Source organism: Sphingopyxis bauzanensis (assembly GCF_002205675.1).
Lineage (GTDB): Bacteria > Pseudomonadota > Alphaproteobacteria > Sphingomonadales > Sphingomonadaceae > Sphingopyxis > Sphingopyxis bauzanensis.
Genome location: NZ_NISK01000001.1, coordinates 649931 through 669910, shown reverse-complemented (window position 1 = coordinate 669910; position 19980 = coordinate 649931). Strand labels below are relative to the sequence as shown.

25 protein-coding genes are annotated in these 19980 nt (G+C 64.8%); 6 read left to right on the top strand and 19 right to left on the bottom strand.

The window, feature by feature from the left end:
- Window positions 1-102: 102 nt before the first annotated feature.
- The 13 genes from CDQ92_RS03335 to flgB all read right to left on the bottom strand — a co-directional run bounded on the left by CDQ92_RS03335 (window position 103) and on the right by flgB (window position 9656).
- Window positions 103-963, bottom strand: a complete 861-nt coding sequence (locus tag CDQ92_RS03335; protein ID WP_088439956.1) for a flagellar motor protein MotB — start codon at window positions 961-963, stop codon at window positions 103-105.
- Window positions 963-1826, bottom strand: a complete 864-nt coding sequence (motA, locus tag CDQ92_RS03330) for a flagellar motor stator protein MotA (RefSeq protein WP_088439955.1) — start codon at window positions 1824-1826, stop codon at window positions 963-965. The genes CDQ92_RS03335 and motA overlap by 1 nt, the downstream gene beginning before the upstream one ends.
- An 88-nt stretch (window positions 1827-1914) precedes the next feature.
- Window positions 1915-2745 carry a flagellin N-terminal helical domain-containing protein gene (locus tag CDQ92_RS03325; protein WP_088439954.1) on the bottom strand — a complete coding sequence of 277 codons (831 nt, stop codon included), beginning with the start codon at window positions 2743-2745 and terminating at the stop codon, window positions 1915-1917.
- Between the two features lie 13 nt (window positions 2746-2758).
- Complete coding sequence (gene flgK, locus CDQ92_RS03320) at window positions 2759-4084, bottom strand: flagellar hook-associated protein FlgK (RefSeq protein ID WP_088439953.1); 1326 nt, start codon at window positions 4082-4084, stop codon at window positions 2759-2761.
- Window positions 4081-4410 carry a rod-binding protein gene (locus CDQ92_RS03315; protein WP_088439952.1) on the bottom strand — a complete coding sequence of 110 codons (330 nt, stop codon included), beginning with the start codon at window positions 4408-4410 and terminating at the stop codon, window positions 4081-4083. Before CDQ92_RS03315 ends, flgK begins: the two co-directional genes overlap by 4 nt.
- Window positions 4407-5516 carry a flagellar basal body P-ring protein FlgI gene (locus tag CDQ92_RS03310; RefSeq protein WP_169714528.1) on the bottom strand — a complete coding sequence of 370 codons (1110 nt, stop codon included), beginning with the start codon at window positions 5514-5516 and terminating at the stop codon, window positions 4407-4409. The genes CDQ92_RS03315 and CDQ92_RS03310 overlap by 4 nt, the downstream gene beginning before the upstream one ends.
- A 14-nt stretch (window positions 5517-5530) precedes the next feature.
- Window positions 5531-6199: a flagellar basal body L-ring protein FlgH gene (locus tag CDQ92_RS03305; RefSeq protein WP_088439950.1), complete on the bottom strand. Its 669-nt coding sequence runs from the start codon at window positions 6197-6199 to the stop codon at window positions 5531-5533.
- Window positions 6180-6965 carry a flagellar basal-body rod protein FlgG gene (gene flgG / locus CDQ92_RS03300; protein ID WP_088439949.1) on the bottom strand — a complete coding sequence of 262 codons (786 nt, stop codon included), beginning with the start codon at window positions 6963-6965 and terminating at the stop codon, window positions 6180-6182. The genes CDQ92_RS03305 and flgG overlap by 20 nt, the downstream gene beginning before the upstream one ends.
- Before the next feature lie 12 nt (window positions 6966-6977).
- Window positions 6978-7721, bottom strand: coding sequence for a flagellar basal body rod protein FlgF (locus tag CDQ92_RS03295; RefSeq protein WP_088439948.1), 744 nt, complete (start codon window positions 7719-7721; stop codon window positions 6978-6980).
- Between the two features lie 35 nt (window positions 7722-7756).
- A complete protein-coding gene (locus CDQ92_RS03290; RefSeq protein WP_088439947.1) occupies window positions 7757-8584 on the bottom strand; it encodes a flagellar hook-basal body complex protein in 828 nt (275 codons plus the stop codon).
- A gap of 13 nt (window positions 8585-8597) precedes the next feature.
- Window positions 8598-8894 (bottom strand): flagellar hook assembly protein FlgD, encoded by a 297-nt coding sequence (locus CDQ92_RS03285; protein ID WP_088439946.1) that lies wholly within the window; start codon window positions 8892-8894, stop codon window positions 8598-8600.
- A 1-nt stretch (window position 8895) separates the two neighbouring features.
- The gene (gene flgC, locus CDQ92_RS03280; protein ID WP_169714527.1) at window positions 8896-9306 is read right to left on the bottom strand and encodes a flagellar basal body rod protein FlgC; all 411 of its coding nucleotides are present in this window, start codon (window positions 9304-9306) and stop codon (window positions 8896-8898) included.
- Complete coding sequence (gene flgB, locus CDQ92_RS03275; RefSeq protein ID WP_088439944.1) at window positions 9303-9656, bottom strand: flagellar basal body rod protein FlgB; 354 nt, start codon at window positions 9654-9656, stop codon at window positions 9303-9305. The genes flgC and flgB overlap by 4 nt, the downstream gene beginning before the upstream one ends.
- Before the next feature lie 263 nt (window positions 9657-9919).
- On the opposite strand from flgB, the gene CDQ92_RS03270 reads away from it, so the two are divergent.
- The 6 genes from CDQ92_RS03270 to CDQ92_RS03245 all read left to right on the top strand — a co-directional run bounded on the left by CDQ92_RS03270 (window position 9920) and on the right by CDQ92_RS03245 (window position 14990).
- Window positions 9920-10435: a flagella basal body P-ring formation protein FlgA gene (locus CDQ92_RS03270; RefSeq protein ID WP_088439943.1), complete on the top strand. Its 516-nt coding sequence runs from the start codon at window positions 9920-9922 to the stop codon at window positions 10433-10435.
- Window positions 10436-10615: 180 nt separating this feature from the next.
- Window positions 10616-10921 carry a flagellar biosynthesis anti-sigma factor FlgM gene (gene flgM, locus CDQ92_RS03265; protein WP_158213756.1) on the top strand — a complete coding sequence of 102 codons (306 nt, stop codon included), beginning with the start codon at window positions 10616-10618 and terminating at the stop codon, window positions 10919-10921.
- A complete protein-coding gene (locus tag CDQ92_RS03260; RefSeq protein ID WP_088439941.1) occupies window positions 10918-11217 on the top strand; it encodes a hypothetical protein in 300 nt (99 codons plus the stop codon). The genes flgM and CDQ92_RS03260 overlap by 4 nt, the downstream gene beginning before the upstream one ends.
- A gap of 92 nt (window positions 11218-11309) precedes the next feature.
- On the top strand, window positions 11310-12134 hold the full coding sequence (locus tag CDQ92_RS03255) for a transglycosylase SLT domain-containing protein (RefSeq protein ID WP_088439940.1): 825 nt from the start codon (window positions 11310-11312) through the stop codon (window positions 12132-12134).
- Window positions 12131-14254, top strand: a complete 2124-nt coding sequence (gene flhA, locus CDQ92_RS03250) for a flagellar biosynthesis protein FlhA (protein WP_088439939.1) — start codon at window positions 12131-12133, stop codon at window positions 14252-14254. Before CDQ92_RS03255 ends, flhA begins: the two co-directional genes overlap by 4 nt.
- Window positions 14244-14990, top strand: a complete 747-nt coding sequence (locus tag CDQ92_RS03245; RefSeq protein ID WP_088439938.1) for a sigma-70 family RNA polymerase sigma factor — start codon at window positions 14244-14246, stop codon at window positions 14988-14990. The genes flhA and CDQ92_RS03245 overlap by 11 nt, the downstream gene beginning before the upstream one ends.
- Before the next feature lie 72 nt (window positions 14991-15062).
- On the opposite strand, the gene CDQ92_RS03240 is transcribed toward CDQ92_RS03245, so the two are convergent.
- From CDQ92_RS03240 to CDQ92_RS03215, 6 genes are all read right to left on the bottom strand, one after another.
- A complete protein-coding gene (locus tag CDQ92_RS03240) occupies window positions 15063-15566 on the bottom strand; it encodes a MarR family winged helix-turn-helix transcriptional regulator (RefSeq protein WP_088439937.1) in 504 nt (167 codons plus the stop codon).
- A 30-nt stretch (window positions 15567-15596) separates the two neighbouring features.
- The gene (locus CDQ92_RS03235; RefSeq protein ID WP_088439936.1) at window positions 15597-16010 is read right to left on the bottom strand and encodes a hypothetical protein; all 414 of its coding nucleotides are present in this window, start codon (window positions 16008-16010) and stop codon (window positions 15597-15599) included.
- Between the two features lie 25 nt (window positions 16011-16035).
- Complete coding sequence (locus tag CDQ92_RS03230; protein WP_088439935.1) at window positions 16036-16416, bottom strand: hypothetical protein; 381 nt, start codon at window positions 16414-16416, stop codon at window positions 16036-16038.
- Window positions 16417-16477: 61 nt separating this feature from the next.
- On the bottom strand, window positions 16478-16975 hold the full coding sequence (locus CDQ92_RS03225; RefSeq protein WP_229667214.1) for a response regulator transcription factor: 498 nt from the start codon (window positions 16973-16975) through the stop codon (window positions 16478-16480).
- A 179-nt stretch (window positions 16976-17154) separates the two neighbouring features.
- Window positions 17155-18747 (bottom strand): acyl-CoA dehydrogenase family protein, encoded by a 1593-nt coding sequence (locus tag CDQ92_RS03220; RefSeq protein WP_088439933.1) that lies wholly within the window; start codon window positions 18745-18747, stop codon window positions 17155-17157.
- Window positions 18747-19976, bottom strand: a complete 1230-nt coding sequence (locus CDQ92_RS03215; protein WP_088439932.1) for an acetyl-CoA C-acetyltransferase — start codon at window positions 19974-19976, stop codon at window positions 18747-18749. Before CDQ92_RS03215 ends, CDQ92_RS03220 begins: the two co-directional genes overlap by 1 nt.
- Between the last annotated feature and the right edge of the window lie 4 nt (window positions 19977-19980).

Here is a 19980-nt window from a genome sequence, read left to right as displayed (position 1 = left end):
CCAACCCTGTATAACCCTTTCAGAACAAAGGGTTATTGCCAGACTGGATGCAATAGCGGCGCATTCCTGTTGTTGACGATCGGATATGCTGCCAAAATGGCACTAATTGTTGGAAGCAGTGCGCCAGCCCAGCGTGATCGAGATGCGGCGGTTGCGCGGGTCGAATCGGTCAGAGGGGACATAGGGCTCACGATCGGCGACGCCTTCGATGCGCGCAAAGCGGCTTTTGTCGATGCCGCGATACTCCAGAAAATGACGCGTGACCTCGGCGCGGTCGACCGACAGGCGCCAATTGTTGGTCCCCGACTTGGCCGACCAAGGCGCGGCATCGGTGTGGCCGCGCACCATGACCTGATTGGGCATTTCGGCGACCGGGCCGGCAATCTCGCCGAACAACCGCACACCGGCGGGGGTCAGCTGGCTGGTCCCGATCGCAAACATCGAAAAATCAGCATCGTCGATCACGTCGATCCGCAGACCTTCGACCGTCTCGGTAAAGCGCAGGTTGCGCGCGAAGCGCCGAAGCTCGCCCTTGGTCTGCACCCGCTCGGCGAGCGCCTTGGCAACGCGCTGGAATTTCAGCCGTTCGCGCTCGCGCCCCGACGCTTCCTTGGGACCGCCGACGGCGTCGCGCGGGATCGTCATTGATTTGGTCCCGGTCTGCGCCGCGCCATGCGGATATTTGTCGGCGGAGACGAGCGAGTCACCGCCAAAAAAGCCGTTCGATCCCGCTGTGTCCTGCTTCGACTGGACGATCGTCGGCGCAAAATAGTCGGCGAGCGCCTTGCGCTGTTTTTCAGTCGTCGCGCCGAGCAGCCACATCAGCAGAAAGAACGCCATCATCGCGGTGACGAAATCGGCATAGGCGACCTTCCACGCCCCGCCATGATGGCCGGCGTGGGGTGCCTCGATGATCTTCTTGACGATGATCGGACGCGGCGGGGTATTCGGGCGCGCGGCCATCAGCGGCCGCGCATTCCGTCAAAGACCTCGGCGAAGCTCGGCTGGTTCGAATGCTCGACCCCCGACCGCGCCGCCTCAATCACCAGCGGCTGCGGATGGCCGTGGAGCGAGGCGATGATCAGCTGCTTCACCGTATGATAGATGGCGCCGTCGCTCTCGATCACGGTGCGCGCGCGCGTCGCGAACGGACCGACCAGCCCATAAGCGAGGAGCACGCCAAGGAAGGTACCGACCAGCGCCGACCCGATCATACCGCCCAGGATCGCGGGCGGCTGGTCGATCGACCCCATCGTCTTCACGACGCCGAGCACCGCGGCGACGATGCCGAGCGCGGGGAGCGCGTCGGCGAGGTTCTGCAATCCATCGGCGGGCTTGATCGCATGGTGGTGATGATTTTTCAGCGCGGCGTCCATGACGTCCTCGACCGCATGCGGATCGAGCGTCCCCGACGACACCACGACCAGCCGCAGCGTGTCGCAGATCAGGTGGACCAGCGTGTCGTCCTTGAGCAGCTTGGGATATTGCTGGAACAGCGTCGAGTTTTTCGGATCCTCGATATGCGGTTCGACCGCCACTGGGCCTTCGGTCCGCATCATCTTCATCAGCGTCGACACGAGCAGGATGCAGTCGAGATAGTCCTGCTTCTGATATTGCGGTCCCTTGAACACTTTCGCGAGCCCGCCGCCGAGCGCCTTCAGGTCGGCGCCCGAATTGCCGATGATCAGCGAGCCGATCGCGGCGCCGCCGATGATCAGCATCTCGTGCGGCAAGGCGTGCATGACGGGGCCGAGGTTGCCGCCGGTCAGCGCAAAGCCCCCGAATACCAGCAGCAGCAGGACAACGATGCCGATTACGGGAAACATGCGGGGGTAACTCCATCCGGGCCGAAAGCCCCAAATTCAAAATGCGTCTTCATGCTTAACGGCAGCAGCGCCGCAAAATTGAGCGCGATCAGTTCAAAATATCGAACAGGGTCTGGCGGTTGATCTTGGCAAAGGCAGCCTGCGCGGCGCCGAGGGTCAGATCCTGTGCGTTAAGTTCGGCGATCGCGACCGACAGATCGGTATCCTCGACCGACGAGCGCTCATCCTTGAGCGTGATGCCGCGCGCCGCCAGCCCGTCGCCGATGCGTTCGAGCCGCCCCGCCGACAGGCCGAGCGCGGCATGGCGGTCAGCGACATGGCCAATCGCGGTGTTGAGCGCGGTCAGCGCGGCGCCCATCGCCGGCTTGTTGCCCGCCGCGACCGCGGTCGCGGCATCGCGGATGCCGGTCGACAGGCTGTTGCCGGCGATGACGAACACATCGGCGGCGGCCGGAACCGGCGCAAAGCTGATGTCGCCATCGAAGCGCATAACGCGCGCGGTGCTGCTCGCGAACACCGGCTCGCCATTCGAATCGCGCGTCGCCGCCAGGCTGTCGATTTCGTCGGCGATCGTGCCGAGTTCTGCGGCGATCGTCGCGCGGTCGGCGGGGCTGGTCGTGTCGTTCGCTGCGGCAACCGTCAGTTCGCGCGCGCGCGTCATCAGGTTGCTCACCGATTTCAGCGCCGCGTCGGCCTGCGACACGAGCGCCGTCGCGGTATTGATATTGCTGTTCCACGCGGTGAGGCTCGACTGCGCCGTGCCGATCGTGGCGATCCGCCGCGCTGACACCGGATCGTCCGACATGCGTTGCAGCCGCTTGCCGCTCGAAATCTGGATCTGCGTCCGTTCGATCTGATCGGCGAGTTTCTGCTGGCGCGCGATCTCGCGCGTCATGCGATTGCCCACGGCGTTAATCATCGTCGTCGCCTTCCTAGATCGAGCTCAAGAGCGTTTGCATCGTTTCACGCGCGACCTGGATCGTGCGCGCCGCGGCCTGATAGGCTTGCTGGAAGCGCAGCAGCTCGGCGGCTTCCTTGTCGAGATCGACCTCGCTCACCCCGTCGCGCGCCGCGGCAGCGGCGTCGGCGCGGGTCATGGCGGCGGCGTCCTGCGCGCGCGCCGACGCGGTCGACTGGGCCTGGGTGGCCAGATGTCCTGACCAGCGCGCTTCGGGATCGCCCGCGCCGCGCAGCGTGCCGAGCGCGAGCATATTGCCGTTGCTGCCCGAGGCATTGGCGGCAGCGACCTGTTCGGGCGCCAGCGCGCTCGCGGTCAGCGTTGCGGCGCTGGTGCCGGTAAACAGCGGCGCGCCCGGATTGCCATTGGCATCGGTGCCCGCCTGATGCGCCGCGTTGAGCTGGGCGGCGAACGACGTTGCCATCGTATCGAGCCCGGCGCGCTGGTCGGCAACATGATTGGCCGCCTCCGACAAACCGGCGAGCGAGCCCGTCGCGATCGTCAGCGGCGACCCGCCGACGCTGTACGACAGCCGCCCGTCGGGCGCTGCGGTCACCGCGATCGGGTTGACCGCGCCGCCGCCGACGAGCAGGTCGCCCGACCCGGCGGCGCGCAACGTCACCGATCCGTTATTTTCAAAGGTCGCGCTGACCCCGGCCTGCGACGATAATTTATCGAGCAGCCGGTCGCGTTCGTCGAGCAGACTCGCCTGGTTGGTCGATCCCGGGCGCGCCTTGCGCAGCCCGATGTTGATCTGTTCGAGCGCATTCAGATTGGCGTTGAAATCTTCGACCGTGCTCGCCGCCGCGCCCTCGACCCCGTCCGACATCTTGTCGAGCTGGCTGGCCGCGGTCCGAAAACCCGATGCGATGTCGTCGGCCGACTGGAGGAACTGACTACGTAGCGTCCTGTTCGCGGGATCGGCGGTCAATTGGTCGGCGGTGGTGAATAAGTTGGTGAGGCCGGTCTTGATCCCGTTGCTCTCGTCGCTGAGCGCGCCCTCGACCTTACCCAGCCAGCCGAGCTTCGTCGCCGCGCGTTCGGAGTCGCCGCCGGAAAGTCGTGAGTCCTCGATCAGCCAGGCATCGACCGATCGGTTGACGCCGCGGATCTCGACCCCGGACGGGTTGACGCTGCCGCGATAAAAGACCGAGTCATTGCCGCTAACCGACTCCATCATATCGAGCCGCCGCCGCGCATAACCAGGGGTCTGCGCGTTGGCGATATTGTCGCCGATCGTCGACAGCGCACGCGAATAGGCCTTGAGGCCGCTATACCCGATGCCGAGAAGATCGCTCATTGTATGCCTCCAGCCGCATTGCCCAGACGCCCGCGGAACTGGCGCTCGACCATGTCGGCGATGCCGAACTGACGCATCGCAGCGATTGAATCAGCGGTGCGCGCGTCGGCCATTTCGCGGAAATTGTCGGTGGCGCTCGATCCCATCATGTCGTCGCCGAGTTTAGCCTGGCGCATCGACGCCAGCAGCTGGCGCAGGATCACCGCCTCGAACTGCTCGGCCGCTTTGCGCAGCCCGCCGTCGCCGTCCCCGCCGCCAAGGGTCGGGGTGGCCGAAGCCGGCACGAACGGCCGCGCTGCGGGAGTCGAGGAAACAGGCGACGTCATATGATCACCAACTCTGCTGTGAGGGCACCCGCCTGGCTCAGCGCCTCGAGGATCGCGACCAGATCGCCAGGCGACACACCCAGACGGTTGATCGAATCGACGAGTTCGGAGAGCGAGGCGTTGGGTTTCATCAAAAAGGCCGGGCGCACATCCTCGGCGACCTCTATCTCGCTCGATGGCTCGATCGCGGTTTCGCCGCGGCTGAACGGCGCTGGCTGGACCACCGTCGGCGATTCCTTGATCGAGACGGTGAGCTTGCCGTGGCTGACCGCGGCGGTGCCGACGCGGACCGCGCCGTTGATCACCACCGTACCGGTGCGCGCATTGACGATCACCTTGGCCGAGGGTTCGGAGCGCTGGACGCCGAGATTTTCGATCTGCGACATCAGCCGCATCCGATCGTCGCCATTGCCCGCGGCGCGGATCGCGATGCTGGCGCCGTCGATCATCGATGCGCTCCCGGGGATCGCCGCGTTGATCGCGTCGGCGACGCGCTTGGCGTTGGTCGCGTCGAACTGGTGGAGGTTGAAGGTCAGCCACTCGCTGGACGCAAAGCCGGTATCGACCGCGCGCTCGACCGTTGCGCCGCTGGCGATGCGGCCGCTCGACGGGACGTTTACCGTCACTTTTGACCCGTCGGCGGCATCGACCCCGAGTCCGCCGATGACGAGGTTGCCCTGCACCATTGCGTAAATCTGACCGTCGGCGCCATAGAGCGGCGCGAGCACGAGGGTACCACCGCGCAGGCTTTTGGCCTTGCCGATTGCCGAAACGGTCACGTCGAGGCGCTGGCCCGGCTTGGCGAAAGGGGGCAGCTCGGCGGTGATCATCACCGCCGCGGCATTCTTCAGCGCCGGGTTGACCCCCGGCGGCAAAGTCAGGCCAAAGCGCGAAATCGCGCCCTTCATGCCCAGCGTCGAATAATCGAGGCTGTCGTCGCCTGTCCCCGCGAGCCCGACAACGATGCCGTAGCCGGTCAGCTGGTTGGCGCGCAGCCCCTGAAACTGGCCCATGTCCTTGATGCGCTGGGCCTGCGCCGGCGCTGCAAAGGTCAGGCTAGCGATCAGGAGCGCCAGGAGCGCGAACAGGGTGGGACGCGATGTCACGGAGATATTCCTTTTCAGAACGGGCTGATGATCGAGAAGAAACGCTGCAACCAGCCTTGCTGGCTGGCGCGCGCGATTTCGCCCTTGCCGACGTAACGGATGTTGGCGTCGGCGACGCGGGTCGACAGGATGCGGTTGTCGGGGCTGATATCCATCGCGCGGACAATGCCCGAGATCTGGACGCGTTCGTCGCCGCGGTTGAGCGTCAGCAGCTTTTCGCCGCGCACCAGCATCGTACCGTTCGGATAGACCGCGGCGATCGTCACGCTGACCTCGCCCGACAGCGCGTTCGATTGCGATGCGTCGCCCTTGCCCTTGAATTGCTGGCCGCCGCCCATCGCGATATCGCTGGGGTTGAACAGCGACAGCGGCCCGGTGGCGGGCGGCGTCAGGCCGATATTGCCATCGCGCTGCGTTCCTGCGGCATTGCTTTTGGTCGCCGCGGTGCGCTCGACGAGCTGGATGGTCAGGATGTCGCCAACCTGCCCGGCGCGCCCGCCCGAAGTCAGCGGCACATAGCTGCCCTGAAAGATCGAGCCATTCCCGGGCAGCGGCGCCGGGGGAACCGGCGTCGCCGCAGCAAAGGCGTCGGGCGGCAATTTGTCCTTCGCCGCCGCGCCAGACGGCACGAGCGCGAGGGCAAAGGCCACACCGACCGACAGTTTAGAGGGTCTGCGCGGCATTTTTCATCATTTCGTCGGTGGCCTGGATCATCTTGGAATTGACCTCGTAGGCGCGCTGGGTCTCAATCATGTCGACGAGTTCCTCGACGACGTTGACGTTCGATCCTTCGAGCATCCCGCCGCGCAAGCTGCCGCGGCCTTCCAGCCCGGCGGCCCCTACCTGCGGCGCGCCCGAGGCGGCGGTTTCGACGAGCATATTGTCGCCGATCGCCTGCAGACCCGCCGGATTGGCAAAACGTGCGAGTTCGATGCGGCCAAGTTCGGTCAGCGTGCCGTCGGGACCGGTCGCCGACACGGTGCCATCGGCGCCGATCGATACATTGGTGCTGTCCTCGGGAATCTGGATCGCGGGGGTCAGCGGTTTGCCGTCCGACGTCACGATCGTGCCATCGGGCGAGCGACCGAAATTGCCCGCGCGGGTATAGCCGGTGCGTCCGTCGGGCATTTCGACCTGAAAATAGCCGGCGCCGTCGATCGCCATGTCGAGCGCGTTGCCGGTGGTGGCGAACGTCCCCTGCGTGTCTATCCGCGACGTGCCGCCGAGCGACACGCCGGTGCCAAGGTTGAGCCCGGTCGCATAACGATTTTCGGCCGACGAAGGCGCACCCGGCGCGGTCATCATCTGATAGCTCAGCGTTTCAAAGCTGGCACGGTCGCGCTTGAAGCCCGTTGTGTTCACGTTGGCGAGGTTGTTGGCGATCACCTGCATCCGGAAGCCCTGGGCATCCAGACCGGTTCGCGCGACGTGCAAGGCACCGAAGCTCATTTCATATTCTCCTTAACGCGGAAGCTGCATCAGATTGGCGGTCGCGCTGTCCATGTCGCGCGCGTCGCTGACCAGCTTGAGCTGGGTATCCCAGCTGCGGCTCGCCTCGATCATGTCGACCAGCGCGGTGGTGGCAGCGACGTTCGATCCTTCGATCGAGCGGGTGATCAGCCGCGCTTCGGGATCGTCGGGCAAAATGCCGTCGCCCTTGACGCGGAACAGACCGTCGAGACCCTTGGCAATGTCCGATCCGGTCGGAGTGGCGAGCCGGATCCGGTCGACCTCCTGCGGATTTTCGGCATCGCCGCCCGCGGGGACGATCCAGACCCGGCCTTCGACGTCGATCGTGACGGCGTCGGCAGGCGGGATGGTTACCGGACCCTGACCACCCTGGACAGGGTGGCCATCGCCGGTGGTCAAAAGTCCGCTCGGCGACACCTGTAAATCGCCGCGCCTTGTATAGGCCTCGGTGCCGTCCTTCGCCTGCACCACGAGCAGCGCGTCGCCCTGCACCGCGATGTCGAGATCGCGCCCGGTCGCGGTGACGGTGCCGGCGCGCATGTCGGCGCCGAGCACTTCCTCCGACGACATGGCGCGCGCATCGAGCCCGCTGCCGTTCAGCCACAGCGCCTGCGCCTCGGCCATGTCGGCGCGAAACCCGGGCGTCTGTGCGTTCGCCAGATTGTTGGCGATCGCCGTCTGCCGGGCCTGACTGCCCCGCATCGCGGTAAGGCTGGTGTAGATGAGGCGGTCCATTGGGAAGCTCCCGGCAGTCGGCTAAATGCGCCGGATCAGCGCATATTGATGATGGTTTGCGACAGCTGCGACGCGCCCTCGATCGCCTTGGCGTTCGCCTGGAAATTGCGCTGCGCGCCGATCAGCATCACCAGTTCTTCGGTGATATCGACGTTCGAGCGTTCGAGCGCGCCCGAGCGGAGCGCGCCCATCGGGCCGTTGGTCGCGGCGTCGATCGTCGGCGGACCGCTTTCGCCCGACGACTGCCAATGCGCGTCGCCGACGGGGCGCAGCCCCTCCATCGCGGGGAAGGTCGCCATCGCCACCTTGCCGAGCACCTGCGCTTCGCCATTGGCAAAGGTCGCGGAGACCAGCCCGTCGAGGCCGATCGACACATTGACGAGCTGCGCGGTCGGGTCGCTCGGCGCGCCGGCGGGCAACACAAAGTCGAACGCACCGGCCAGCGTGTTGTTGGTGACGTTGCCGCTCGCATCGACCGGCAGAAGTTGCAGCTTCTGCCCCGTCGAATCGATCACGTTGCGGTCGGGGGTCGCGGTAAAGGCGCCGTTGCGGGTGTAGGTCACCTGCTCGCGCGGCGGATCGCCCTTCACCACGAACATGCCCTCGCCGACGATCGCCATGTCGAGCGTCTTTTCGCTCGATTCATACGAGCCTTGCGTGAACTGCTGGCTGATGCCGTTCAGGCGCTGGCCCTGGCCGGCGATCATCTTGGTCGACTGGGTCGGCGACGAAGCGAAAATGTCGCCGAACTGCGCCTTGCTGCGCTTGAACCCGATCGATCCGGCGTTGGCGATGTTGTTCGAGATGACCGACATGTCGGTCTGGGCGCCCTTGAGGCCCGAAAGCGAAGTATAGAATGACATGGCTTATCCTTCCTTAGGTGGTGGGTGCGGGCGCCGGGGTGGCGGCCTTAATGTCTTTGAGCAGCTGGGTCTGCGCCGCGAGCTGTTCGGAAATCTGTTGCAGCGTCGTGTTGGTTTCGCTGATCCCGGCGAGGCTGGAAAATTGCGCCATCTGGGCAACCATCTGCTGGTTATCGACCGGGTTGAACGGATCCTGCTGCGACAGCTGCGCGGTCATCAGGCGCAGGAAATCGCTCTGCCCCATCTGCTGCCCGGCGCCCTTCGGCTGGAGCACGACGTTGTTGGCGTTGGTGACGTTGTTGACGGCCATTCTATTGTCCCATCCTGAGGGTTTCGTTGATCAGGCCCTTGGCGGTTTCGAGGACCTGGACATTGTTTTGATACTGGCGCGCAGTCTCGACCATCTCGACCATCTCCGCCGCGCTATCGACCGCCGCCTGCCAGACGTTGCCGTCCTTGTCGGCGAGCGGGTTCGACGGATCGTGGCGTTTCGACGGCGCCATTTTCGACGTCGTCACCTGATCGACCTGGACCGTCGCGCGGCCATGGTCATCCATCACCGTGCGGAACACCGGCTTAAGCGAGCGAAAGGCCTCGGCTTCGCTGCCCGCTATTGTCCCGGCGTTGGCGAGGTTCGATGCGGTGGTGTTGAGCCGGACGAGCTGCGCCGACATCGCGCGGCCGCTGATGTCGAAGACCGAGAAATTGCTGGCCATCGTCATTCGCCCTTGATCGCGCGGGTCAGCGTGTTGACGCGGCCGCTGAGGAACGAAAGGCTGGACCGGTAAGCGAGCGCGTTTTCGGCGAAGGCGGTCTGCTCCGTCGCCATTTCGACGGTGTTACCGTCGAGCGACGCCTGCACCGGGACGCGATAGGCCATCGCGCCCTCGACGGCATGGGCGGTCGAGCCGCCCTGCCGGGCCAGGTCGAGTGCTTTTGCGAAATCGAGATCGCGCGCCTTATATCCCGGCGTCGCGGCATTGGCGATGTTCGACGCGAGCATCATCATGCGCTGACTGCGCAGCTGGAGCGCCGTCGCGTGCAGGCCAAAGAGTTTCTCGGATGCCATCATCAAATTCCTTCTTTCGCCGCTTGCCGGGTCCGGTCCTGCCGGTGCCGACGCGCGGAAAACACAAAGAACGATGCAATCGCCGTGCCAAACGCCTTTTTTCGTTGTTTTTACGTAACTTAGAAAGATCCGGCCATCGCCGCTTGCGACCCTCGTCAAAAAACCGACAACGCTGCGCGGCACGTGCGCCAATCGCGCCGCAAACCGCGACTGGCACGCTTCCTGCAAAATGGTGGGTGACCATTTTGGACCGAAGGAGATGGATCGTGTCCCGTCCTGTTATCGCAAGCCTGGCCGCTGGCCTGGCCATTTGTACCGCCGCCAATCCCAGTTTTGCCCAGCAGGCCAATGAAGATTGGCAGACGATCGACGTGTTGACCGCCATGGTCGCCAGCGCGCTGGGCCGCACCGCGACCCCGGTTGATCGCCGCATCAAGCTGGCGCGCTGCCCCGAACAGGCGTCGGTGACCGCGATCGATGCCAATGCGCTGGCGGTACGCTGCGCCTCGCTCGGCTGGCGCCTGCGCGTGCCGATGTCGGGACCGGCGAACGTCGCGCCCGCCGCTGCGGGCTTTACCCGGCTCGCGGCCAGCGCCCCGGTCATCCGCCGCGGCGACAATGTCCGCGTGACGATCGACACCGAAAGCTTCTCGGTCAGCTATGCCGCGGTCGCCGCCGAAGATGGCCGCGTCGGTGAAACAATCGCGCTGCGCGGCAACGACGCCAGATCTTCGCTGAGTGCCAAGGTGATCGGCCCCGGCCGCGCCCGCCTCGACGACTGATCCCAACCCTTTACCTCACCTTACCCTGCCCACTGGCCCGGTGACTGTCGGCTTTCCGACGTCACCGGGCCTTTCTTTTGTCTTTTTGCGGCAAGCTGACTTAATCGCCCCGATCCGCATCCGTTAAAGCCTTCGTGAACCGCGCCGTCACTTTTCTGACGGCATCGGATGGAGGCCTTTATGTCGGGTGACAGCAGCAAGATCGGACCCGTCGGCGGCATTGTCCGCACGACCCCGCTGCGCAGCGCCACCAGCGAAACCGCGGCGCGAGCGGCACACGCACCCACGCAGCTTGCCGCTGCGCCGGACAGCCTGCCCGCCGCGCGGCTGATTCGCCTCGCGGGCAGTCTCGCGACCCAGGCGCCGCCGGTCGATGTCGCGCGCGTCGCGTCGCTGCGCAATGCGATCGCGAACGGCAGCTATGGCGTCCACCCCGCGATCATCGCCAGCGCGATGATTGATTTTCACGCCGGCGGGGTCGAATGATGCTCGACAATGTGCAATCGCGGCTTGATATGCTGGTCGGCGCGCTCGACGGCCACGACGCCGGCGCAATCATCGCCGCCACCGAAGAGCTGGCGACCGCGGTGATCCTGTTTCGCGGCGCGGGCATCCCCCGGGGCAGCGAACAGCGCGCCGAGCTGCTGATCGGCCAAACGCTGCGCCAGCTCGAAGCCGCGGCGATCCGCGTCAATGTCCTGAAGGACTGGACGCGTCAGCGGATTGACAGGAACCACGAAATCCGTGGCACCCATCACCGCGGAGCGGCATTAAGCTACTGATTATGCTATAGGTTTCTGCCGTTAGCCGTAAATGGCACGATGATTGCTTTTGGTTTGCTGAGACAGCCCGGCTGCATCAGCGGAACCAGATTATGAACGCAATCAACAATTCCCAAGCCGCGCGCCGCGTCGCCGCACCCGTGATGGATGCGATGCAGAACGCGTCGGTACGAACGGGCGTCGATTTCGACTATCTGGTCGACGTCGCCCGCGTCGAAAGCGGCTATAATCCGACCGCCAAGGCATCAACCTCGTCGGCGCGCGGACTTTATCAGTTCACCAAACAAACGTGGCTCGCCACGCTCGACCGCCACGGCGCCAACCATGGGCTTGCCTGGGCCGCCGACGCGATCGGCCGCGATGCCTCTGGACGGCTGACCGTCACCGACCCGGCGCTGCGCCAACAGATTTTCGACCTGCGCGACGATCCGACCGCTGCCTCGACGATGGCCGCAGCGCTGACCGGCGACAATCGCGATTATCTGGAAAGCCGGATCGGCCGCGGCGCCGAACCCGTCGATCTCTATCTCGCTCATTTTCTGGGCAGCGGCGGCGCCGCCAAATTTCTGACCGCGCTCGACGCCAATCCCGACCAGCCGGGCGCGCCAATGATGCCCGAAGCAGCTGCGGCCAACCGCTCGGTCTTTTACGCTCCCGACGGCAGCATGCGCAGCCTCGCCGAGATTCGCGACCGCTTTCGCGTCAAGCTCGAGAACGGCGGCAAGATCGAAAATATGAAACCCTTCGCCCCCGCCGGCTGGCACGCTTCGGCGAGCAGCTCGAGCGGTTTGGCGGGCGGTGGGGGACGTCCCCCGCTGCAGATGATGGAAATCAAGCCGATGCCGCGCAAACTTTCGATGGGCTTTGCCGCCGATGCCTATCGGCGGCTCGCTTCGATGACGGGCGGTGCGGCATGACCGGCGGCCTGAACCTCGGTAATATCGGCCGGATGGCAGGCGCTTCGGCGCTGCCCGTCGGGATGCTGATCCTTGTCGGGCTGATGGTGATCCCGGTCACGCCGCTGATCCTCGACATCAGCTTTGTCGCCAACATCATGATCAGCCTTGCGATCCTGATGGTCGCGCTGTCGGCGGCCAAACCGCTCGATTTTTCGTCCTTCCCAACGGTGTTGCTGCTCGCCACGCTGTTCCGCCTTGCGCTGAACGTCGCTTCGACGCGCGTCGTGCTCGTCCACGGGCATGAGGGTACCGCCGCGGCGGGCCATGTCATCGAGGCTTTTGGCGAAGTGCTGATCGGCGGCGACTATGTGGTCGGCCTGTTCGTCTTTTTCGTCCTGATGATCATCAACATGGTCGTCATCACCAAGGGCGCCGGGCGCGTGTCCGAAGTGTCGGCGCGCTTCACCCTCGACGCCTTGCCCGGCAAGCAGATGGCGATCGACGCCGATCTCAACGCCGGACTGCTCACCCCCGAAGAGGCCAAGGCACGCCGCGTCGAAGTCGCGACCGAGGCCGATTTCTACGGCTCGATGGACGGTGCCTCGAAATTTGTGAAGGGCGACGCGATCGCCGGGCTGCTGATCCTGTTCGTCAACATCGTTGGCGGCCTGATCCTCGGCATTTTCAGCCACGGTCTCAGCTTTTCCGAAGCCGGCAGCACCTATGTCACGCTCGCGATCGGCGACGCGCTGGTTGCACAGATCCCGGCGCTGCTGCTGTCGATCGCCGCGGCAGCGATCGTCACCCGCGTCGCGTCGCCGTTCAACCTGAGCGGTCAGATCAGCAGCCAGTTTGCCGCACCGTCGGTCTGGATGGCGGTCGGCGGCATTCTGTTCATCCTTGGCATGGTTCCGGCGATGCCGCAGCTGCTGGTCCTGCCCGCCGCCGCGCTGTCCTTTGCGGTCGGCTGGCAATTGCGCCGCAGCGCCGCTGCCATCGCCGACGCGCCGCCGCCGGTCGCCATCGCGCCCGACCCGTCGCTGATCGAGTGGGCCGACGTCAGCGACGCCAGCGCCTGCCAGCTCGAAATCGGCTATGCGCTGGTCAGCCTGGTCGACGACGGCAAGGGCGCGCCGCTGATGACCCGGATCACCGGCATCCGCCGCCAATTGTCGAAAGAGCTCGGCTTCGTCGTCCCGCCGGTAAAAGTCAGCGACGATCTGTCGCTGCCCGGCAACGTCTATCGCATTTCGGTCGCCGGTGTGATCGTTGGCGAGGACGAGGTATTCCCCAACGAAATGCTCGCGCTCGATTCGGGCGACCTCGTCACCAAGGTGCTGGGGCGGCCGTGCAAGGATCCGACCTTCGGCCTCGACGCACTGTGGATTCCGAAGGCGACGCAGAATGACGCGATCGCCGCAGGCTATACCGTCGTCGACCCCGCGACTGTCGTCGCCACCCACCTCAACAACAGCATCGTAGGCGCCGCCGCCGACCTGTTCGGGATCGACGATGCGCAGTCGCTGATCGACAACCTCAAGATCCACTATCCGCAGCTCGCCCAAAACCTCAGTCCGCAGGGCTATCCGCTGCCGCGCGTCGCCAGCCTGTGCAAGTCGCTGCTGGTCGAGCGGGTGCCGCTGCGCGATTTCCGCAAGATTGCCGAGGCGATGGTCGCGACCGCGGCGCAGCAACTGGGCGAAGTCGATCTGGTCGAAGCGGTGCGTCAGCGCATCGGCGCGCTGATCGTCCAGACGATCGTGCCGAGCCGCATGCCGCTGCCCGTCGTCACCTTCAGTCCCGAGATCGAAGTGCTGCTCAACCAGTCGGTGCGCGCCAATCCGGGCGCCGAATGGCCGTTCGAACACGGCATGGCGATGAAGATCATCCAACAGGTCGGGCAGGCCGTCGAACCGCTCCTGCTCCAGACACGCAGCTTTGCGCTGGTCGCCTCGCCAATCTGTCGTTCGGCGCTGTCGCGGCTGATCCGCGCCACTTTTCCCGACGTTGCCGTGATCTCTTACCTCGAGATCCCGGCCAGCAAACAGACCGAAATCGTCGCGACGATCGGCGCCGACGTGCCGCGCCTTGCGACCGGGCCGGACGCCCATATGGAGGACCAAGTGCATGAGAATTGAGCCCGCCGAGCAATTCGCGGCGCCGATGGCCCGCGCCCCGCGCGTGCGCGGCTATGGCGAAAGCGTCGAGGCGCTGGTCGACGAATATGCGCCGCTGGTCCGCAAGATCGCCTGGCAGGTGTTTTCGCGCGTGTCGCGGACGAGCGAACTCGACGATTTGATCCAGACCGGTCTGATCGCGCTGATCGAGGCGAGCCAGAATTATGAAGAGCGCGGCTTTGCCTTCGCCACTTATGCAACGACGCGCATCCGCGGCGCGATGATCGACCAGTTGCGCCGCGAGGCCGATGTCGGCCGCTCGGCAATGGTCGCAGCCAAGCGCATCCAGGCGACGCGCGCGGCCCTGGAACAGCAATTGATGCGGGCGCCCGCCGCCACCGAAATGGCGGCGGCGCTCGACCTGTCACCCGAGGATTATTTCGCGCTCGAACGCAATGCGACGCATGGCCGTTCGACCTCGCTCGACGAATTGACCGACATCGGCGCCTTCCTGCTACCCGACGAGGGCGTCGGTGCGGGCGAGCAATGCGAGCAGGCCGATCTGATGGGGGCGCTGCGCCAGTGCATCAGCTGTCTGTCCGACCGCGAGCAGATGGTATTGCAGCTCTACTTCTTCGAAGAGCTCAATCTGCATGAAATCGGTCTGACCCTCGACGTCAGCGCGGCGCGGATTTGCCAGATCAAGCGCGAGGCGATGGCCAAGATCGATCGGATGATGCGCCAGATGACCGACTAGTTGGGCAGATCGGAGGGGTGACCGGGTGCGGCGTGTGCGACCCGCTCGGCCATCGCACCCGGTCGGGGGAGGTCAGGCCGCGAGCATGTGGTTGTTTTGCGAGGCCACGCCGATTTTTTCGAAGTAGCTCGCCATGCGTTCGGTTCCGCTACCGGTCAGGCGAACGATCGTCCGCCGCCGGTCGCGTTCGTCGATCGAGCGCTGCGCCAGCCCAAGCCGCTCGAGCGTGCTGATCATCCGCAGCCCCGACGACAGCGGCACCCCGGCGCCGGTCGCCAGATCGCTGGCACTGAGCGCGCGATCGTGGCTTTCGGCGAGCATCAGGTCGAGCATCATGTCCCAGATCGGTCCCGCCAGTTCAGCGCTACCAAAATGGTTGCGGCGGATCCGGCGGATCTGGATGCTGAGCGACAGCTGGTTCAGCAACACCGCCTGGGGCGAGCCTTCGCTGCCTCCGTTGCCGCTACGATCTGTCGGGGGCGCCGACAATTCACCGCCGCGGCCCGCCAGCAGTTCGTGGATCTCGTCGATCCGCGACTTTAGTTCTGCTACTTCTTGGTTCGAAAATTGCTGCATGCGCGGAAACCCTTTGGGGTGCCACAAACATCAGGCTGCGACGTCACGCTTCCGGCTGGATGAACCCGCTGCATAAATGATCAGCAACAGAATCGGATACGATATATAAACTGACAGGAGCGAATAGGGTCGCGCCAATATCTCTGCGAACATGAATTTCTGGATATGGCCGAAAATGGCGATCAATTGCCAGCCGGTGATCCAGTAGGGCCAGAAACTCTGCGTCTTCAGGGTAATGAACCAGAAGCTGAGCAACACCAGCACATCAATGACAAAGATATTAAATTCAATATCGGCCCAGGTCGGGAACGGAGACACAGCGCTGGTGAGAACCGAGGCGATCAGGGCGGTGTAGGCCGCCCACCGCTCAAACGGACCGCCGCGCCGGAGGGCAACGGCGACCGTAATGAGCAGTACTGTATAGTAAATCGCCACGGACCACATTGTGGCTGTCAACCTTTCCTGATGTTCAAACGGCCCGCGCGAAAGGCGCTGCGGCGACTTCGGTTGCGGCCTGGTCGTTGCTGCCCTCGTCGCGAAGCTTGGCGGCGGCAGGTTTGACACCGGCGCCGAACATGCGCGTTCCCAGTCCAACTTCCTTTTGCGTTACCGTCAGCGCGAGATGCGCGTCGGTCAACAACTGGCGGACTTCGCCGGCGGCGGCGAGCGCATTCGCAACCTTCGACATCGCGGTCTGGCCGACGATCGCCGACATATTGGTGTCGCGGCGCGCGGTGGGCAGGGTGGCCGCCAGCTGGGCGATGCGGATCATCGCTTCGTCGATGGCATCTTCGGCCTGGTGCAGGTCGGCCGCAATTTTTTTCGCCGCCGAAACTCGTTCATTCAGCATGTTCTTTTTCCTTGAAAAAGAATGCTACCGGTTTCCCCCCCGCAGCATTCGGCACGGACGTTCAGGACATCAGCTGACCAAGTCCGACAAGGATCGAATAGAGAGCGGAAAACGCCAAGATGGTCGCAAAGGCGATCAAAATTGGCCAGATAATCCTTTCCATCAACCCATGCCGATTGGTCGGCTGGGACGCGGTCGGGAACGGCAAACCGATATCGAATAGTCGCCGAAACGAACTGCGCCCCGGCTCGGCATCGGAGGGTGAGGCGGTGTCGCCTAGGTCGATCAATTGATATGTCAAAGGCTGATAAGGGGTAACATGGTCGAAGACACCGTTAACTGCCAGGATACGGGCCGCCTCTATCCGATTGGAAGCATTAAGCTTTTTTAACGATCGCCGCACTCTCTCGTCCACCGTATGCGGCGAAACATTCATCAGACGGGCGATTTGTTTGGAATTTTTGTGCTCATAAACGTGTCGCAACGTTTCAATCTGCGCGACAGACAGCAAGCTGATGTAATTGTCAGGGTCGCCGTGCACGGGATTTGAATAGAGCATCACGAGTCGAAATCAAGTTTTGGTAGCGGAGACACGCGGTCTCGCTCTGCGCGACCGAAACGAAATTCACCCCCCAAATGCTCGCTTCGCGGCGATTGGCGCCCCTCGCATTAACCCTGTTACGAGGCAAATTATTTTTTTGGGACGCGGTAAAAACGCAGCGTTACCCCAGCCGCGGATCAGTTACGCCGCTCGATCAGCCCTCGCGCGATCACCTGCGCCTGAATTTCCGCCGCGCCTTCAAAAATGTTGAGGATGCGCGCGTCGCACAGCACCCGGCTAATCTCATATTCGAGCGCATAACCGTTGCCGCCGTGGATTTGCAGGCTGGCGTCGGCGTTCGACCAAGCAGCGCGCGCGGCGAGCAGCTTCGCCATCCCCGCCTCGATATCACAGCGCCTGCCGCTGTCCTTGGCGCGCGCCGCCGCATAGCTCAGCTCGCGCGCCGTGACGAAATCAACCAGGCTCATCGCCAGCTTGTCGGTGACGCGCGGGAAATGGAGGATCGCCTTGCCGAATTGTTTGCGGGTCAACGCATAGTCCAGCCCCAGTTCGAGCGCCCGCCGTGCCACCCCCACCGCGCGCGCCGCGGTCTGGATGCGCGCGCCTTCAAAGGTCCGCATCAGCTGTTTGAACCCCTCCCCCTCTTCGCCGCCGAGCAAAGCGTCGGCAGGCGCCGCCATCGCATCGAATTGCAACGCATATTCGCGCATCCCGCGATAGCCGAGCACCTCAATCTCGCTGCCACTCATCCCCGCAGCCGGAAAGGCGTCGCTCTCGGTCCCACGCGGCTTCGGGACGAGCAGCATCGACAGCCCGGCATAGCCCTTCGCGTCGGGCAAGGTGCGCGCCAGCAGGGTCATCAGGTCCGACCGCGCGGCATGGGTAATCCACGTCTTCGCCCCGTCGATGACCCACATCCCGCTCGCCTCCTGTCGCGCGCGCGTCTGGAGCGAGCCAAGGTCCGATCCGACGTCGGGTTCGGTGAACACCGCGGTCGGCAGAATTTCGCCGCTCGCAATCCGCGGCAACCAGTGGGCTTTCTGCGCGTCGGTACCGCCCATCGCGATCAGCTCGCCTGCGATCTCCGACCGCGTGCCGAGCGATCCCGCGCCGATCCAGCCGCGCGACAATTCCTCGGTGACGATGCACATCACCAGCTTGGACAGGCCCAGCCCGCCAAAATCCTCAGGGATGCAGACGCCGAAGGTGCCAAGATCGGCCATCGCCCGCACCGCGGCGTCGGGAATCAACGCGTTGGCAAGGTGCCAGCCATGCGCGTGCGGTACGATCTCGGCATCGGTGAAGCGGCGAAACTGGTCGCGGATCGCGTCGAGGTCGGCATCGTGCAGCGTTTCGCTGGGCCAGTGGCCGTCGGCGAGCGCCGCCGCGATTTCTGCCCGCATCGCGGCATGGTCGGAGTCGAGCAGGTCGCTGCAGCTGTTGGCGAGCGTCCGCGCCGCCGCACCGACCCCGAGATCGGCGGGGCGGAATATCTCGTTCTGTCCCATCGCCAAGCCGCCCACGAGCTGGCCGATCCCTTCGGCAAAGGCGAGGGCCGCAATCTTCGCATCAAGCGGGTTCGCGCCTTGGCCGGACTCGCACCACGCCTGCACCGCATCGAGCGCCGCCACCGTCGTCGCGACCCACGCAAAACCATGCGCGGCGCGCTGCTCATGATCGATCGGGCGCACGGCCAACCGTGCGGCGAGCGCCTCCGCCGAGGCGGCGCGATAGATGTCCGCCGCTTGCAGCGCTTGCCGCAAATCCATCAGGCGGCGCGCTCGAAGATCGCGGCGATGCCCTGCCCGCCGCCAATGCACATCGTCTCCAGCCCGTAGCGCCCGTCGCGGCGCACCAGCTCGCGCGTCAGGTTCGCCAAAATACGCCCGCCGGTCGCGCCGATCGGGTGGCCGAGCGAGATCCCCGAGCCGTTGACGTTGAGCATGGCGAGGCGGCTGTCATCGTCCGCCCAGCCCCAGCCGTTCAGGCAGGCGAGCACCTGCGGCGCGAACGCTTCGTTCAATTCGACCAGATCAATGTCGTCCCAGCCGAGCCCGGTGCGCGCGAAAAGACGCTCGACTGCGGGAACCGGGCCAATCCCCATGCGGCTGGGGTCACAGCCCGCCGCCGCCCAGCTGTGGAACCAGGCGATCGGTTCGAGCCCGAGTTCGTCGAGCTTGTCCTCGGCGACGACCAGGCACGCGGCGGCGGCATCATTCTGCTGGCTGGCATTGCCCGCAGTCACCACCGCGCCAGGGATATTCTTCGCCTCGATCGCGCGCAGCGCGCCCAAGGATTCCAGCGTCGCATCGGCGCGATAGCCCTCGTCATGGGCAAAGATCACCGGATCGCCCTTGCGCTGCGGCACCGCGACCGGGACCAGCTCGTCGTCAAACAGCCCCTTGGCCCACGCCGCCGCGGCGCGCTGATGGCTGCCCACCGCATAGGCGTCGGCGGCTTCGCGCGTGATGCCATAATCCTTGGCGAGATTTTCGGCGGTCTCGATCATCCCGCTGATCACCCCGAAGCGTTCGATCGGCTGCGACATCAACCGCCCGCGGGTCAGCCGGTCGTGCAGCACCAGATTGCCGGCGCGCACGCCCTTGCGGACATCGATGCTGTAATGTTCGACGTTCGACATCGATTCGACCCCGCCCGCGACGACGACGTCGGACATGCCGGTCTGCACCATCATCGCGGCGTTGGCGATCGCCTGCAGCCCCGAGCCGCAGCGGCGGTCGAGCTGGTAGCCCGGCACTTCGAGCGGAAGCCCCGCGGCCAGCCACGACCAGTGGCCGATGCTCGGCGCCTCGCCATTGCCATAGCCCTGCGAAAAAACGACATCATCGACGCGCGCCGGGTCGATTGCGGTGCGCTCGATCAAGGCTTTGAGCACCACGGCACCCAGCTGCCCTGCATCCAGGCTGGCGAGCGCACCGCCGAATTTGCCGACGGCGGTACGGATCGGGGCAACGATGGCGGCGCGGCGCAGGGTCATGTCA